Genomic DNA, 16,666 nt, shown 5'->3' with positions numbered 1-16,666 from the left:
CCTAGGCAGTCAGGAAAAATCCCTTTTTCATTTTACAAGTCATTCAAAATCACCTATTTTGTAGGTATAGTATTAAGCAACCATTAAACAGTAGACCAATATCAATATGAAGACATTTTTGAATACCTTTTTAATATTAGTTCTCACTTATTCAACTGCTTGCTCCCAAGAGAGACCATCGACTGGGCCAAGCCCTGATGCAAAACTGACAGTGCAAGAAGCCTTTCCTTCTTTAACTTTTACCCGACCTGTAGATTTCCAGCATGCTGGTGATGATTCTGACCGGGTATTTGTAGTAGAACAACGAGGAGTTATTTCTGTATTTCAAAATAACCCAGGGACAACGCAAAAGTCTGAGTTTCTAGCAATCGAAAGTAAAGTGGATGATTCTGGAAATGAAGAGGGTTTATTGGGTTTGGCATTTCATCCAGACTATCAAAGTAATGGGTATTTCTACGTGAATTATACTGCAGAAAACCCTAATAGAACTGTCATCTCCCGCTTTTCAGTTTCCTCTTCCGATCCAACTAAAGCAGATCCGGGAAGTGAACTAGTCTTGTTAGAATATGCTCAACCTTACTCAAACCACAATGGAGGTCAAGTCTCCTTTGGGCCTGATGGTTACTTATATATAGCTGCAGGTGATGGAGGAAGTGGCGGTGATCCACAGGGAAATGGACAAAACAAAAGCACTTTACTCGGAAGTATTCTCAGAATTGACGTAGATCAGCCGTCTTCAGCAGGCAATTACTCCATACCAACAGACAATCCTTTTGCAAATAATACGGAAGGCTTTCGGGAAGAAATTTATGCTTATGGCTTGCGTAATCCTTGGAGATTTAGCTTTGATACAGCCAATGGACAGCTATGGGTAGGCGATGTAGGACAAAATAAGTACGAAGAAATTGATATAGTAGAGAATGGCGGGAATTACGGCTGGAATACCATGGAAGGTGTTCACTGCTTCAAACCTGCCGATTGTGATATGACTGGACTAAAATTGCCCGTTTGGGAATATGATCATTCCAAAGGTGACATTTCTGTCACAGGGGGTTTTGTGTATCATGGTTCTGCTATTGAAGAATTGGAAGGCTTGTATATCTATGCTGATTACGTTTCTGGCAGGATCTGGAGTTTGGACGTCAGTGATCCAAGCAACCCAATAAACAATGAATTACTGAATGCTGATTTCCCTATCTCATCTTTTGGTATTGACAAAAACCAAGAACTGTATATCTGTGGTTTTGATGATAAAATCTACAAACTAGGGTACGAGTAAGAACTGAGTAAATTCAGAATATTCCCAACACTAACAGCCCAAGAAATAACCATAGATTAAGTTAGGCTTTACTTTTTATCATAATGAAAGTTTAGCTTATCCTTTTGCCTGAACCAATAGAAAATGGTTCAGGAAGACAATATATTCTGGTTATTAATAATTTATCTATGCACTTACGCAGCAGCTGTAATCTAAAATTTGAGATTTCTGAACCTACGCCTTTCATATTGATGCTCAGACCTAGAAGCGGAAGCCAACAATGGGTAGAAAAGGAGGAGTTTAAAATCACCCCCAGCATTCCTGTTTTTGAATTCACTGACGGCTATGGCAACCTCTGTCAGCGATTGATTGCACCTATTGGGATGTTCTCTATAGACACTTCTTCGGAGGTGATTACCTCAGATTATATAGATCAGGGCTTTGATGAGCCTTTTGTGGAAATCCAAAATTTACCTGATGCAGTTTTAAGCTATTTGCTTCCTAGCAGATACTGCGAGTCGGATTTCTTCAATGAAATGAGCATGGAAATCACCCAGGGTCAATATTTGGGCTATAATCAGGTTGCAGCCATTACCGACTGGCTTTGGGACAACATCAGCTATATTCCAGGAAGCAACAACCAGCCCATATCTGCCATTCAGGTTAATACAAGAAAGTTTGGCGTATGCACTGATTTGGCACATTTGGGTATTGCCATGTGCAGAAGCTTGAGCATTCCTGCCCGAATAGTAGTTGGATATTTGCATGAGTTAAAGCCCATGGATATGCATGCTTGGTTTGAAGCTTACATTGGAAACCGTTGGTACACCTTTGATGCTACTCAGGTTGGCAACAGAGGAGGATATGTAGTTCTAGGCTTCGGTCGGGATGCTGCCGATGTCGCCATTTTCAATCAATTTGGCACTCCTGTTTATCCCATTGAGCAGCGTGTGACTGTTGAGTTGATCGAATCTAGTTTTTAATTAAAGTCTGCTCAGGAATAAAGTCGGTATACTTTTTAATCAAGAGAATCCTAATCCCACTCTGATAACAAAAGGGAATCAGTCTACCCCAAGCAAGTATTACTTTTATTTGATTATCCGCATCCGATAGCTATCGGATGATGCCAGTCCCTTTGATTCTATGCTTGGTTGGCTGGAAGACCCCTGCCCGAACTGCAGGCGGGGATGACCGAAGACCGAAGTGGCCTCAGTTCTTAAGTTTAACATTACCTACATTGCTTTTGCTTCCTTACTGGTAGAAAAGCGGATATACATATACTTTTATAAACTATTAGGTCCAGCCAACTTTTTTGGTGTTATGATTTTGCTGGTAATTTCTGTATAATTCAAGGAGTTACAAATGAACTAAGAATCCTAAAAAATCATAAAATATTTTTTTTCTCCGAATACAAATATTTTATGATTAAGAATTTATTTTAACTGCTTTTTTATTAACCACACGTGTAATCACTTTAATCTAAAAAATATGCTACCTGATTTTTATAAGACACTCGCTTTTATTGCATTCCTATTAATTAGTGTTTCATGTTATTCACAGAATTCCGAAGTGCTGCCTAATGAAAAGAAGGGAATCTATAACACTACAATTGTAGTAAATCTCAAAAAGGATGTTGACAGAAAGTATTTATCCTCTCTTGGCCTGCGTAACCCGTTAGCTTTTGATCCGCTTTATCTCCCACCTCCTCCATTTACTTTAGATACTTCAGCGAATCTTAAAACCGTAATAAAAACCAATATCGAAAAGCCGACTTATTTGACTTTGGGGCATTATATATTTCATATTGAGCCTGGCGACAGCCTAAACATGGACTTTGAGGTCTTATCGCAACCAAAGGAGAGTTTTAAGAACATCATCACTATTAATCATGGAAATGTCTTTTTTATATGGAAGGGACCATCTGGTCTTTTGTTCGATAAATATTTAAACAGTATTACCAATTCTCTCAAAGATCTGAAAACGGCGGACCAAATAGCTGAACTCACCTCTAGAGAAAGCCTCAGGAGCATGGCTGACAGTTGTACGGCACTGATTTACAAAGATCACCCTAACCTGAAACGTGACAGTTCCACTTTTGAAACGGTAAAAAAATATGGTGCTAAAGAACTTCTCGGAAGACTAGCGTACAGGCTTGCACATCTTTATATCAACACCAAAGACGGATCAATAAGAAGTGCCATTGAAACTAGTCAGATGAATATGCTTGAATATGCTAGTTTACAAGAAGAGGATTATGATGACCCCGTGACTTTGGGCTACTACGGATCTGTCTTTTACTTTTTCAAGGAAATGGGTCTCGACGCACAAGCTATTCTTGAAAGGTTCTATAGCAGTAATGATACCGTTAAGCAGTATGTACAGCTCAATCTTTTTAATGACGGAATGTTAAGTGAAGAACAAGAACTAGCGCTAGTTGACCAACTAACCTATCCTGCTTTTAAGGAATATGCACTTCAGCTGGATCAGGACCCCAATCGGGGAATTGAAAAATCGGGCTATGTAAACAATGAAATTAGAGGCGCCCGCTTGTTTGATGTGAATGACAAAGAGCTTGCTTTTGATGAGCTGTTTAAGACCACAGCCCAGCCCTATCTATTATTTGATTTTTCAGGATCCTGGTGCAAGCCCTGCCTGGAAGAAATGGCTGTATATGAAGAAACAAAACATTTAGACAATTCTAAAAAAGTACGGCCTATTTGGCTGTTTTTCGAAAACGATAAAACAAAATGGCTCAATGTTGTAGAGAAATACAACTTAAAAAAGGAAAACTGCTTTTTGGTGGTGGGTGAATCCGGCAACATATTACGAAAGCAGTTCACTTTGTTGTTTGACTGGGAAGGGGAATTTCCTCACTATTTCCTTTTTGCCAAAGAGGGGGAAATAATAGAAAAGAGAGCAAGACCCCTATCCATGTTTGAGGAAAACGATGTGTCTAATTTGCCGCCAAGGGAAAAAAACAAGAACTCCGGACCTCCAATACCGCCACCAATAAAAACACCCTAATTATTCTTAATGTCTAGGTGCCCGATACAGTATTTTGAGGACTCTGTGATCAAGCTTATCCAGGTGATCAATTTCAATTTGAATTGAATCACCAGGTAAAAGGTAAACGCGCTTATCCATAATTTCTATGGTGTCAAGTTGCCCAGAATCAAAATATTGAAATTCATAGACAGTTCGAAACCCAATTACTTTCGGCCCATTTACTGCCCTAAGGTCTAATATTACTCCCTCAAATTTTTTATAGTCATTGAAACAGGATCCTAGTAGCATCGAAAAAAGCAGTAGAATAACGTGTGATTTTGAAAATTTCAAATCTCAAATCTTTAACCTCTAATTTCAAATCAACTCATCCTTCAATCTCTTCTACCAATTCCGCATACCAAGCTTCTCCATACTTCCGTATAAGCGCGTCTTTGAGGAATTTATAGATTGGCACTTTCAGACTAGCTCCCAACTGACATGCTGGATCGCAGATATGCCAGCGATCATAATTCAGGGCATCAAACTGATCGTATTTGGTAATACGAATTGGGTACATGTGGCAGCTGATAGGTTTCTTCCAAGTGATCTTGCCATCTAGGTAAGCTTGCTCTATGCCACATTTTAGAATTCCACGATCATCAGTTAAGGCGTAAGCACATTCTCGATTATCTCCAATGGTAGGAGTACCTTTGTCCCCATCCTTATCAAATACCCAAGTACCTTGCTTTTCAATTGCCTGACGACCTTCTTCTGTGATGTAATCTTTGACAATTGGGTATATATCTTCGATGATCTTGGTTTCCTCATCTTCCAATGGTGCGCCTGCATCCCCTTCCACACAGCAAGCACCTTTGCAAGCCTCAAGGTCACAGACGAAAAAATTCTCCTTTATATCATCCGAAAGAACGGTATCCCCTACTATTATCATGGTCTTCTTTATTTGCCCTCAAAGTTACGCAATCGAACGATAGGCTTACGGCTTAGCCAGGTCTTTTCTTCTCACATAAACACCTTTCTGCAGCTTGGCGATGATGTTACTCTCGGTATCTTTTACTTCACAAGGAAACTCAAATACGCCTTTTCCGTCACGGTCTACAGTCATTTTGATGGCCGCTACCTGTTCAGGAGAGAGTTTGAATTCCGCATAAACAGTCCCTTTACCAGGTTTTACAAACTCTATACTTGCTGTTTTATCCCAAACGATGTATTCATCACCAAGCTGAATGATTAGAATAAACATAAAGAATGGATCGCACATGGAATAAAGAGAACCTCCAAAAGCGGTACCGATTAGGTTCCTGTTGTACCAGGTGAGTTTGAGACGAGTACGGAAACTGGAAAAATCATCTGCATGGTCAATCACTTTAATCCCCGAAAATAAATAGGGTGGATACCAATTGACTAATCGAATCAATCTTCTGAACTTTTTATTTTTGTTTTTATCCATAAGAAAAAGATGATTCTACCCTGAATTTAATGGAAAAGCAAGTTGGGTTTTTAACTAATTTCTCTAGTAGAGAGTATAGGTTCTGATTATCATTACTGCTTTTTTCTTTCGGAAACTTAACATTTCTAACACATTCCCCCTTTCTCTATAGGTTTTTCTTTGTCACTTTTTGGCGGCCAAAAAGTAACCAAAAAGCCCTGAGCCTCGGCTTTTTCTTTCATGTGCTTGTAATTTGTTTTTCACTTGCCACATGGAATCTCGCATGTTTAGCAATCATCTTAGGGTGTGAAGATTTCGTAATGCTCAATTTCCGCTGTGAGGTGTAGTGCTACTTTATGCTGAGCAAACAGCGGAATTTTGTACTGCATTTCACACCTAAAAATGACTCCCTCCCACAACCTGGCCCAAGTCTAAAAATGCCTCTGGGCATTTTCTTTACGACTTGTCCTCTCGTACCTCGGGAGCTAAGTCATTTTCTTCACGGTGTTCAATTCAGTACAAAACCGAAAATCCCGAAAGGCTCACCCATCCGGATGCTAGCCTCCGGAAACCATCTTCACCAGTTAATCGATTATCAATTCCTCTAAATTCGTGGTAGTACCAAAAAGATAAGTGAAAAGAGACAGAAATAGAACTACTTACACAATCCCGTTCCTCAAGGTTTATTTCCAACCAAACATTTTCCAAAACCGATAGCCAGAAAATGCCGTACTTTGGAACGTGCAAGTCGTCTTGTCGTCCCGATAGCTATCGGGAAGGAAAGTCCGGGCAACATAGAGCGCCATACTTCCTAACGGGAAGGGGGCTGACTGGTGACGGTCAGTTTACAGCTAGTGCAACAGAGAATATACCGTCCCGATAGCTATCGGGATAAGGGTGAAAAGGTGGGGTAAGAGCCCACCGCTTCGATGGTGACATCGGGGGCATGGCAAACCTTATGGGTTGAAAGATCAAATAGGTTCCGCGCCGGATTCAGTTCCGGGAAAAGTTGCTCGCTTTTATGCGGAATGGGTAGATCGATGGACCCCGATTGCGAAGTCGGGGCTAGATAAATGGCAAGAAACTGACTCTGAAAATAGAGGAGGAAACAGAACCCGGCTTATAGACTTGCACTTTTTTATTTTATATTGAAACTATGTCGAAAATACTGATCATTGATGACGAGAAAGTCATCCGCGCCACACTCCGCGAAATTCTAGAGTACGAAAAATACACAGTGACAGAAGCCCAAGATGGAGAAGAGGGGTTGGCAAAGTTGCAGGAAGACGATTACGATCTTGTTCTCTGTGATGTGAAAATGCCAAAAATGGACGGCATAGAAGTACTGGAAAAGGCCAAAGGGCTTGATAAATCACCTCAGTTCATCATGATCTCAGCACATGGGAGCATAGAAACTGCCGTAGAAGCAACTAAGAAGGGGGCTTTCGACTTTATCCCTAAACCTCCGGATCTAAACCGTCTTTTGCTCACAGTTCGTAATGCTTTGGACAAAAAGAATTTAGTCACTGAGACCAAGGTGCTTAAGAAGAAGCTATCCAAGAAATTGGATATGGTGGGAGAATCTGCCGCTATTCATAAGGTAAAAGACACGATTGAAAAAGTCGCTCCTACTGACGCTAGAGTGCTGATCACAGGACCGAACGGCACCGGTAAGGAACTTGTCGCTCATTGGGTACATGCAAAAAGCAATAGATCTACACAACCTTTTGTGGCAGTAAACTGTGCCGCTATTCCTTCAGAACTAATTGAAAGCGAGCTTTTTGGACATGAGAAAGGCGCTTTTACTTCGGCTCATAAGCAGCGTCAAGGGAAGTTTGAACAGGCTCAGGGTGGCACCTTGTTTTTGGATGAAATCGGAGATATGTCTCTTTCAGCCCAATCAAAAGTTCTACGTGCACTTCAAGAGAACTTGATCAATCGTGTAGGTTCAGACAAAGACATCAAAGTGGATGTACGCGTGCTTGCAGCTACGAATAAGGATTTGAAGAAAGAGATTGAGGAGAATAAGTTTAGAGAGGATTTATATCACAGGTTAAGTGTGATTCTTATTCAGGTTCCAGCGCTAAAAGATAGAAAGGACGATATCCCTTTATTAGTAAATAAGTTTTTGGATGATATCTCTCAGGAAAACGGGGATGCACCAAAAAGTATCAGTAAAGCCGCATTGGCAAAACTGCAGGAATATCCTTGGACTGGTAATATCCGGGAGCTGCGAAATGTAGTAGAGAGACTGGTGATACTAGGCGAACCTGAAATTAGCCTGGAAGACATAAAAAAATACGCTGATTATTAGATCAGCGTGTTTTTTTAGCTATTGGCGTCCTGAGTAGTCGTCGCCTTGGCGTAAGCTGGGCAAGGCTTACTGGAAGCACAAGCTCCCAATGCTAATATCCCAATCAATAATGCTGCAGTGGCTAATTTTTTCATCTGTCTGTTTTTGTTTGTCAAAGGTCAAATATGTTCAATTATTAGTTAGATAGCAATTACTGCACCAATAGATTACAGCCCCTAATTTCGCTGTTGTCAAATCTCCCCAGCACTTCCAGCATTCCATTTTCATCAAATCTCCCCAAATCCTGAGTTTCAATAAATGCACAGGAATGAAAATTCGCCAGATCAATCACATTGATTCCTCCTTGGGAGCGCTGCGAGAGTGAAAGTGGATCGTTTACATCCCTAAGCATAACGCGCATAGAATCAGGAAGCGTATACTTCCCCGCAGCTTTTGAATAAGCCTGAGACATGAGTTCAGTCATTCCGTACTCTGAATGAATACTTTCCACCCCGAAAAAAGGTTTCAAAATATTATGCACTTCCTCCCTGATCATCTCCTTTCTCCTGCCTTTCATCCCTCCTGTTTCCATCACTAGTAGGTTGGAGGGTGAATTGAATTTCTTCCCTGACTCTGCCAAATCCAATAAGGCAAAAGTCACTCCTAAAAGCAGGATCTTTTTAGGATCTCCTGCCAGCAACTCCATTTTGTCGAGCAACTCATCCTGATTATAGAGGTAAAAACCTGAATGATCAGAATTGCTTTCCTTAATAAAATGATCAGCCATACTCACTAGGCTACTCCCCTTCCTTTCCAGATAAGCGGGCAAAAGTGCCAGAACATGAAAATCTTTCAGTGATCCAAATTCATTTTCAAAAATGCGCTGTGCATGATACAGATACCATTTCTCAGACCAAATGTAATGTTTGCTGGTAATCATCCCTGTAGTTCCGCTGCTGGAGAAAAACTCCGGAAAATCGCTTGTCTCTCCCGATATGACCTGATGATCCTTGAAAAAACGGATGGGTAAAAATGGAATTTGATCCATGGATTGCACCTTTTCCGTACTTAAGTTGCGAGCGGCTATATATTTCCTGTAAATTGGATTAGCCTGAGACTGGAAATGAAAAAGTTCCAGGGAAAGATTTTCGAATTCGACAGAACTCAAATTACTTAACCTGTTTGAAAAACTTTTAAAGTCCTGCATCGTTTTATATTTTGCATCAATCAACCAAAGTATTGGTTTAATTTGCTGGTAAATTTACTTTCGCCTTATGCGTTTAAAAAGCTATTTAGGAATATTCTTTTTGTTACTACTCGCGAATGCCTGTATTAACCCACCGGATAATTTCCCTTCGGTACCCAAAATCACCTTTGAATCACTTGAATACGTTCCTACTAACGGGGCTGACTCCCTAATCATTGGGATTGATTTTCAGGACGCAGAGGGAGATTTAGGCTTATCATCCACTGATGATGATCCGCCATTCCAAGATGTGGACTTCCAAAGAGATACAAACGGAGACCTGATCACTTACGGAACTAGACCTGCAGAAGCTCCTACCTACAACCCTATCGATTGGTTAATAGATCCAATAGTAAATAACCAAGTTGTTAAAGACACGATTTGGGTAAAGCAGAACCCTAATCAGTTTAATATTTTTGTCAAATTCTATATCAAAAGAAATGGGCAATTCACAGAGTTTAGGTGGCAGGACCCTCCGTACTTCACTACTTTCAATGGGCGTTTCCCAAGAATTCTTACGTCTGATGTAGGGCAAGCAGTTGAAGGGAATATTAGCTATGGAATGCTATCCTCCGGTTGGGAACCTATTTTCAGAAGGGATACTATACAAATTGCTGTTGAAATTCAGGATAGAGCGCTTAACAGGAGTAATGAAGTTTTAAGCCCTGAAGTCACACTCTCACAAATCACAAGACAATAAAAAAAGCCCTTTCGAAGGGCTTTTTTTATTGATTATTATCAGCTATTTAGATTGCAGGGTACTTCTTCGGATTCACTTCACTCATCATAGCATACACCTTCTCGACCACATCTTCTACGCTAGGCTTAGAGAAATAATCTCCATCCGATGAGTAAGCTGGTCTATGAGCCTTTGCAGTGAGCGTCTGTGGTTCGGAGTCCAGGAATTTAAATACTTCCTGACCTTCCATTACTTGCTGTAGCATAAATGCAGAACCAGCTCCAGGAACATCCTCATCAGCAAATATCACACGGTTGGTTTTCTTTATTGATTCCCCAATGATACCGTGCACGTCAAAAGGCAACAGCGTCTGCACATCAAGAACTTCTATTTCTATGCCCATTTCCGCCAAGTCATCAGCAGCTTCCAATACTATTCTACACATAGAACCATAAGTGACGATGGTAACTTCAGTTCCCTCTCTCAGTATTTCTGGCTTGCCTAAGGCAACAGTGTATTCCCCCAAATTATCAGGCATTTTCTCTTTCAGTCTGTAACCGTTCAGACATTCAATGACAATGGCAGGTTCATCAGACTTAAGGAGTGCATTATACATTCCAGCAGCCTGAGTCATATCTCTAGGAACACAAACTACCATTCCTCTCAAGGAGGACAATATCATACCCATAGGAGAACCAGAATGCCAAACGCCTTCTAATCTATGTCCTCGGGTACGCACGATCATAGGCACCTTCTGACCTCCTTTGGTACGGTAGTTTAGACAGGCAACATCATCTGCAAGCATTTGAAGTCCATAGAGCAGGTAATCCAAGTATTGGATTTCGGCCAAGGGTCTTAAACCACGTAAAGCAGTTCCAATTCCCTGACCAATTATGGTACATTCTCTTATTCCTGTATCAGCTACGCGCAGCTCTCCATGCTTTGCCTGTAAGCCAGCAAAGGCTTGGTTTACATCTCCGATTTTACCCACATCCTCACCGAATGTAAAGAAACGAGGGTCTTTTTCAAGTGTTAGGTCAAAGTAAGATTGTAGAATTTCCCTGCCATCTACTAAAGAAGACTTGTCGTTGAACTTGGCCGGTACTTCCTCCACATTCAAAACACTCCATTTTGACTGGCTATAAAGATGTGAATTGTATCTATCGAAATTTAAATCAGTTTGTTTTGAGAACCAGTTTTTCAGATCCGCCTTAACTGCAGGGCTATCCAATCTCAGGGTCAACAGTGCCTTTCGGGCAGCCATTACCACATCCTTTCTAATGGGATTTATAGTTTTGGAAAGTTCCTCTGCTAGTTGATTGAGAATTACTTTTCTTGTGCTATGCTGAGCAGTTTCCCTCAGAAGAGTCACCACTTCATTTAATTCTTTTTTGATTTCACTGGAAAAATTAGACCAGGCAGCCTCTTTTTCTTGCTTAACCTGAGCTTTGGCGCTAGCCTCAATTTTATCCAAGGCATCAGCATTGGCAATTCGATTACTCAGGATATATTCTCTGAATTTGGAGATACAATCCCAATCCTTTTCCCACTGAAGTCTCTTCTTGTCTTTGTATCGCTCATGTGACCCAGAGGTAGAATGACCTTGAGGTTGAGTCATTTCCTTCACATGAATCAGTACCGGAACGTGGGAGGTTCTTGCCAGTTCTCCTGCTTCCACATAAGCATTCAGTAAGGCCTCGTAATCCCAGCCATTCACTTTAATAATCTCAATTCCTTTCTGGGAATCTGTTCTGGCAAAACCTTCCAAAACCTCAGAAATACTGCCTTTAGTTGTATGAAACTCATTTGGAACAGAGATTCCATAGCCATCATCCCAAATGGAAATCACCATTGGGACCTGCATCACGCCCGCAGCATTGATAGACTCGAAAAACATCCCTTCAGAAGTAGAGGCATTTCCTATGGTGCCCCAGGCAACTTCGTTTCCGTTAACCGAAAACTTAGTCATTTCTTTCAGGCCTTTGTTTTCTCTATAGAGTTTGGATGCGTAAGCCAAGCCAAGAAGCTTAGGCATTTGAGCAGCTGTGGGTGAAATATCTGCTGCAGAATTATACATTTTGGTCAGGTCCTTCCAAGTTCCATCATCATTAATAGATCTTGTTGCGAAGTGACCATTCATCAATCTCCCAGCACTGGCAGGTTCTTCCTCCACATTGGTGTGGGCGTATAACTGAGAAAAATATTGTTGAACTGTCAATTCACCTATGGCCAGCATAAACGTCTGGTCTCGGTAGTAGCCTGAGCGAAAATCTCCAATTTGGAAGGCTCTGGCCATAGCTATTTGTGCTAATTCCTTACCATCTCCAAAAATTCCGAACTTCGCTTTTCCCATAAAAACCTCTTTCCTACCCATCAATGAAGCATGCCTACTAACCATGGCAATTCTAAAGTCTTCAAGTATGGCTTCTTTAGAAAGATTCGGAGAATTCAGGTTTTTTGGAACTGATTGAACTTCTGACATAGAGGTTAATTTACTAAAGTTATTTGGGTTTTACTTAGCTGATTTTTTGAATCATTCAAAAATAGCCAAATCCGCCTTCTATGCAAATTTCAACAATATAATTTATCAATCAAAAATTTTGAGCAGAGTCAGTAATAAGAATCAAAACCGAATTAAATTTTGAAAAACAAATAATCACCATTAATAGTAGCAGGGAAATCAAAAACCCTGAAGGCTATAAACCAAGCATTTAGCCAAATAAGCAGTTCAAAATTTAAAATGCTTAATTTTCCTTTTTTAAAATTTATTAAATGCTTTTGATAATAATCGGAAGATAATTTCGAAATCAATTTATTTTCGAAAGCATACCAAATACTATTCTTTGTTGTGCAAATTGGTAGCTTTTGACTTACTATATTTGTTGTCAAGTTTATTTAAATCCAAAATTTGAAGTCATGATTATAGGTGTTCCTAAGGAAATCAAAAACAACGAAAACCGGGTAGCTCTTACTCCTGCCGGTGCAAAAGAATTGGTAAAAAGAGGTCATTCTGTTTACGTTCAGCACACCGCTGGTGAAGGCAGTGGCTTCCTAGATGAAATGTATGTAGAAGCTGGGGCTACTATTCTTCCTACTATTGAGGCGACCTACGAGATCGCTGAGATGATTATGAAGGTAAAAGAGCCTATAGAAGCGGAATACAAACTGATCAAAGAAGATCAATTGCTGTTCACCTATTTTCACTTTGCTTCATATGAGCCTTTGACTAAGGCGATGGTAGCAAGCAAATCAGTTTGTCTTGCCTATGAAACGGTAGAGAAGCCTGACAGAAGTCTTCCACTTTTGGTTCCTATGTCTGAGGTAGCTGGTAGAATGGCTGTGCAAAAAGGTGCGAATTACCTTGAAAAACCACTTGGAGGAAGAGGAATTCTTCTTGGTGGAGTACCGGGTGTACTACCTGCTAAAGTATTGATTCTTGGCGGTGGTATTGTAGGTACACAAGCTGCTTGGATGGCGGCTGGACTAGGTGCAGACGTGACGATTATGGATCTCAACTTGCAGCGTTTGCGCTATTTGGCAGATGTAATGCCTGCCAACGTAAACACCATGATGTCCAATGAATTCAACATTAGAAAATTGATTCAGAATCATGATTTGATTATTGGTGCTGTATTGATTCCGGGTGCAAAAGCTCCTCACTTGATCACTCGTGATATGTTGAAGGATATGCTTCCAGGAACTGTACTAGTGGATGTGGCAGTAGATCAGGGTGGATGTATAGAAACATGTAAGCCTACTACGCATCAGGACCCAACTTTCGTGATCGACGATGTGGTTCATTATTGCGTAGCAAATATGCCAGGTGCCGTGCCTTACACTTCTACTTTGGCGTTGACCAATGCTACTCTTCCTTACGCCATGCAATTGGCTGATAAGGGCTGGAAAAAGGCAGCACAGGACAATCCTGATCTAGTTCCAGGCTTGAATATTATCAATGGTGATATTGTGTATCAGGCAGTAGCAGAGGCATTTGATATGGATTATACTCCAGTGATAAAGTATTTGGCTGACTAAGAGAAGCTGAATTCAAATTATAGGAATCCCTCCGGTGAAAGCTGGAGGGATTTTTTTTTTGGAACAAGGTTTTACCACAAAGTTCACAGAGGATAACGTGGAGGGCGCAGTTTTACCACAATGGCTACAGAGGATAACGTAGAGACCGCAGTTTTACCACAATGGACACAGAGGATAACGCGGAGGGCGCAGCTTAGATGTGAATCCAATCCGTGGAAATTGAAAATCTCCGATAGAATTCCTGTCTCGTGGGGATTAATTATGGATAATTCTTTTGCTTAAGTATGATGGAATAAATATTGATCGTGCCGTTGGCACTCTGGGATAATGTTTCTAATTAATCAACCCAGCATTGCATGCTGGGCTGTTATAGGTCTTGCCGTTGGCAAGAGGATGAAGCTTAGGTATATTTTTGATATCGAATAATCCAGCTTCTGGAGAAGCAGGATAGCAGGAAAAGTTTTTACCACAAAGTTCACAGAGGATAACGCGGAGGGCGCAGCTTAGAGGAACAAATGCCGATCGTGCCGTTGGCACTCATTTGTAAAATCACCTCTTTAATCAACTTTAATTAACCCAGCATTGCATGCTGGGCTGTTATAGGTCTTGCCGTTGGCAAGAGGATTGGAAATTAAAAGCAACAGTAAAATTTTAACAAATGAGTTGTATATCCAGCTTCTGGAGAAGTAGGATAGCGAGAGGATAAAGCTTAAGTAACCTTTTGACATCAAATGATCCAGCTTCTGGAGAAGCAGGATAGCAGGGAAAAACTAAGAGTTTACCTTCTAGAAGCTAGTGGGATGGTCAAACTGAATTCTGTTGGACCTAAACTGATCTGATTGACAATCTGCGGCAGTTCCTTAGCGTGGGTATGATGAAAGGTGTACATCACTGCATCAAATGTGAGCAGGAATGCTCCTTGGAGTATGATGGACTTTCCAAATCCTATAAACTTGTCCTTGTTTAGTCTTAATCCCCTTTCTTTTAGGTACATCCCCCCTGCTATATAGGCAATATCGAGAGCAGCATTGAAAAGCAATATTTTCTCCATATTCTGCTGAGCATCCATAGTTGCCCAAAAGTCAGTTCCGGGAGTATCCTTAGTTGCCTGCCAGTACCCAAATCCTGCGATGACTAAATTCACCGAATTCCAATACAGATTCATTTGGTGAAAAGCCTTTGTTTGTCCAGTCGTCTGTCCTGCGGCTATTCCTCCCCAAATCATATTTCCTACTGCCCATCCTCCAAGAATCATCATTCCCTTTTCATTATAGGAAATTCTGGTTTGGTTGAAATCCTGAAGCTCTGCAAAACTTTGGGCAAATGTATCCAAGGGTAGAAAGACCGCTGTTAGCAGAATTATAAGAAGTGCAAGTGAATAGGAAGGTGATTTATTGAGCATAGCTGAGGGTTGTCTGTTGTCGGTTGTCGGTTGTCTGTTGTCGGTTGTCGGTTGTCCGATGACGGGTGACCGATGTTGGATGTCGGATGACGGGTGACCGATGACGGGTGACCGATGTCGGTTGGCTGTTTTCGGTTTTCGGTTTTCGGTTGAGTAGGGTAACTGTTTATAACCTTGAGATGTTATTAATGATGAATGAAGAATATCGAATATCAAATAATGAAGTTGGAGGCATATAGCGGATGACAGTTGGCAGTTGCCCTGTGATAGGTCGGGAGCTTAACCTTCCAGTCAATCCTGCGTAAATTTAGTAAAGCAAAATTATCGAAATCATGAAACTTATTTTTCCTACCGAACCGATTATCAGCGCAGACATTCCTCATGATTATCCCATCCCTCCCATAGGAGAGGAATTTTATATCCGCTTTGAAACTTACGTGAGCGATCCTGAAGAATGGAAAAAAGTAAAGGAACTTTTGGATGGAAATGGGCTAACTGTAGAGAGGGTGGAAAATGGAAAAATATATCTCTACGAGGGTCAAAAAGTAAATCTACAGGGAACCATAGAAAGCGATGAGTATATGCCTTCCATCGTTCAATATTGGGAAAAGCATCCAGAGACTAGACCTGATTTTCCTAAGAGTAGTACGTAAGGTTGGGAGTTGGCGGTTGTCGGTTGTCGGTTGTCGGTTGGCGGTAGTCGGTTGGCGGTTGGCGGTTGTCGGTTGTCGGTTGTCGGGTGTTGGAGGTCGGGAAGTTGGAGGTTGGATGTCCGGTGACCGATGTCCGATGTTTGGAAGACCGAAGACGGGGACGCGGTGCCAGCAAGAAGGAAATTAAGAATTTAAAATGAAGGAATTGAGAATTTAAAATTGGAGGTTCGGAAGCAGGGAAGCAGGGAAGCAGGGAAGTTGGAGGTTGGTCGTGAGCCCGATCCCTACAAGGGAAGAATGGTATTTTTTAATTGATCTATGGAATAAAGCATGCTGAAGGCATGCAATATAATAGCCTAGGGTTTCAACCCTAGGTTTTAAGAATATATTCGTACCCCAGCGCTGGCCCACGATAGTCATTCGGAGACGGGGATCAGTTGCCAGCAAGATGGAAACGTAACGTTTTGAGATTTGGATCTTGGTAAGTTCGAATGATGAATATCGAATGTTGAATAATGAAGTTAGGGAAGCCGGGAGACTGCATTGAGGTGGATCCAAGTCGGGGAAGTTGGACCAGATTGGACAGCATATTTCCCCTTTCTTTTTGAAGGCAAAAAGAAACAAAAACCTTTGTCAAAATAATGCTTCTCCGCGCCAGGCCGGACGCT

General features: G+C 41.1%; 13 protein-coding genes and 1 other RNA gene. 8 read left to right on the top strand and 6 right to left on the bottom strand.

The annotated features are described in order from the left end of the window. Positions 1-106 precede the first annotated feature (106 nt). From LV83_RS18360 to LV83_RS18350, 3 genes are all read left to right on the top strand, one after another. Positions 107-1,279: a PQQ-dependent sugar dehydrogenase gene (locus tag LV83_RS18360; RefSeq protein ID WP_111613025.1), complete on the top strand. Its 1,173-nt coding sequence runs from the start codon at positions 107-109 to the stop codon at positions 1,277-1,279. Positions 1,280-1,446: 167 nt separating this feature from the next. Then, positions 1,447-2,241 carry a transglutaminase domain-containing protein gene (locus LV83_RS18355; RefSeq protein WP_111613045.1) on the top strand — a complete coding sequence of 265 codons (795 nt, stop codon included), beginning with the start codon at positions 1,447-1,449 and terminating at the stop codon, positions 2,239-2,241. A gap of 505 nt (positions 2,242-2,746) precedes the next feature. Beyond that, positions 2,747-4,282, top strand: coding sequence for a TlpA family protein disulfide reductase (locus tag LV83_RS18350; RefSeq protein WP_111613024.1), 1,536 nt, complete (start codon positions 2,747-2,749; stop codon positions 4,280-4,282). A 346-nt stretch (positions 4,283-4,628) separates the two neighbouring features. Here LV83_RS18350 and LV83_RS18340 read toward each other — a convergent pair whose 3' ends face one another. Both LV83_RS18340 and LV83_RS18335 read right to left on the bottom strand, forming a co-directional pair. Next, positions 4,629-5,192, bottom strand: a complete 564-nt coding sequence (locus LV83_RS18340; RefSeq protein ID WP_111613022.1) for a DUF3109 family protein — start codon at positions 5,190-5,192, stop codon at positions 4,629-4,631. 45 nt (positions 5,193-5,237) lie between these two features. Then, the gene (locus tag LV83_RS18335) at positions 5,238-5,711 is read right to left on the bottom strand and encodes a DUF4442 domain-containing protein (RefSeq protein ID WP_111613021.1); all 474 of its coding nucleotides are present in this window, start codon (positions 5,709-5,711) and stop codon (positions 5,238-5,240) included. Positions 5,712-6,430: 719 nt separating this feature from the next. On the opposite strand from LV83_RS18335, the gene rnpB reads away from it, so the two are divergent. Then, an RNA gene (gene rnpB / locus LV83_RS18330) (RNase P RNA component class A) lies at positions 6,431-6,829 on the top strand. 17 nt (positions 6,830-6,846) lie between these two features. Continuing rightward, complete coding sequence (locus LV83_RS18325; RefSeq protein ID WP_111613020.1) at positions 6,847-8,004, top strand: sigma-54-dependent transcriptional regulator; 1,158 nt, start codon at positions 6,847-6,849, stop codon at positions 8,002-8,004. A 190-nt stretch (positions 8,005-8,194) separates the two neighbouring features. On the opposite strand, the gene LV83_RS18320 is transcribed toward LV83_RS18325, so the two are convergent. Next, a complete protein-coding gene (locus tag LV83_RS18320) occupies positions 8,195-9,190 on the bottom strand; it encodes an acyl-CoA synthetase family protein (protein WP_111613019.1) in 996 nt (331 codons plus the stop codon). Positions 9,191-9,257: 67 nt separating this feature from the next. Here LV83_RS18320 and LV83_RS18315 point away from each other — a divergent pair, with 67 nt between their 5' ends. Next, positions 9,258-9,929 carry a hypothetical protein gene (locus LV83_RS18315; RefSeq protein WP_111613018.1) on the top strand — a complete coding sequence of 224 codons (672 nt, stop codon included), beginning with the start codon at positions 9,258-9,260 and terminating at the stop codon, positions 9,927-9,929. Between the two features lie 46 nt (positions 9,930-9,975). Here LV83_RS18315 and LV83_RS18310 read toward each other — a convergent pair whose 3' ends face one another. Further along, the gene (locus tag LV83_RS18310) at positions 9,976-12,390 is read right to left on the bottom strand and encodes an alpha-ketoacid dehydrogenase subunit alpha/beta (protein WP_111613017.1); all 2,415 of its coding nucleotides are present in this window, start codon (positions 12,388-12,390) and stop codon (positions 9,976-9,978) included. A gap of 434 nt (positions 12,391-12,824) precedes the next feature. Here LV83_RS18310 and ald point away from each other — a divergent pair, with 434 nt between their 5' ends. After that, a complete protein-coding gene (ald, locus tag LV83_RS18300; protein WP_111613015.1) occupies positions 12,825-13,943 on the top strand; it encodes an alanine dehydrogenase in 1,119 nt (372 codons plus the stop codon). Between the two features lie 778 nt (positions 13,944-14,721). Here ald and LV83_RS18295 read toward each other — a convergent pair. Further along, entirely contained in the window at positions 14,722-15,345 is a 624-nt protein-coding gene (locus LV83_RS18295; protein WP_146613757.1) for a DUF6992 family protein, read from the bottom strand. A 332-nt stretch (positions 15,346-15,677) separates the two neighbouring features. Here LV83_RS18295 and LV83_RS21325 point away from each other — a divergent pair, with 332 nt between their 5' ends. Beyond that, complete coding sequence (locus tag LV83_RS21325) at positions 15,678-15,998, top strand: hypothetical protein (RefSeq protein WP_146613756.1); 321 nt, start codon at positions 15,678-15,680, stop codon at positions 15,996-15,998. 433 nt (positions 15,999-16,431) lie between these two features. Here the strand turns inward: LV83_RS21325 and LV83_RS21545 are convergent. Beyond that, positions 16,432-16,666 (bottom strand): hypothetical protein (locus tag LV83_RS21545; RefSeq protein ID WP_211320503.1); only part of this gene is annotated, 235 nt, incomplete at its 5' end.

This window comes from Algoriphagus yeomjeoni (assembly GCF_003259505.1).
GTDB classification, from domain to species: Bacteria; Bacteroidota; Bacteroidia; order Cytophagales; family Cyclobacteriaceae; genus Algoriphagus; species Algoriphagus yeomjeoni.
Note: the sequence above shows the minus strand (reverse complement) of the source record. Positions and strands in the feature narration are given on the sequence as shown.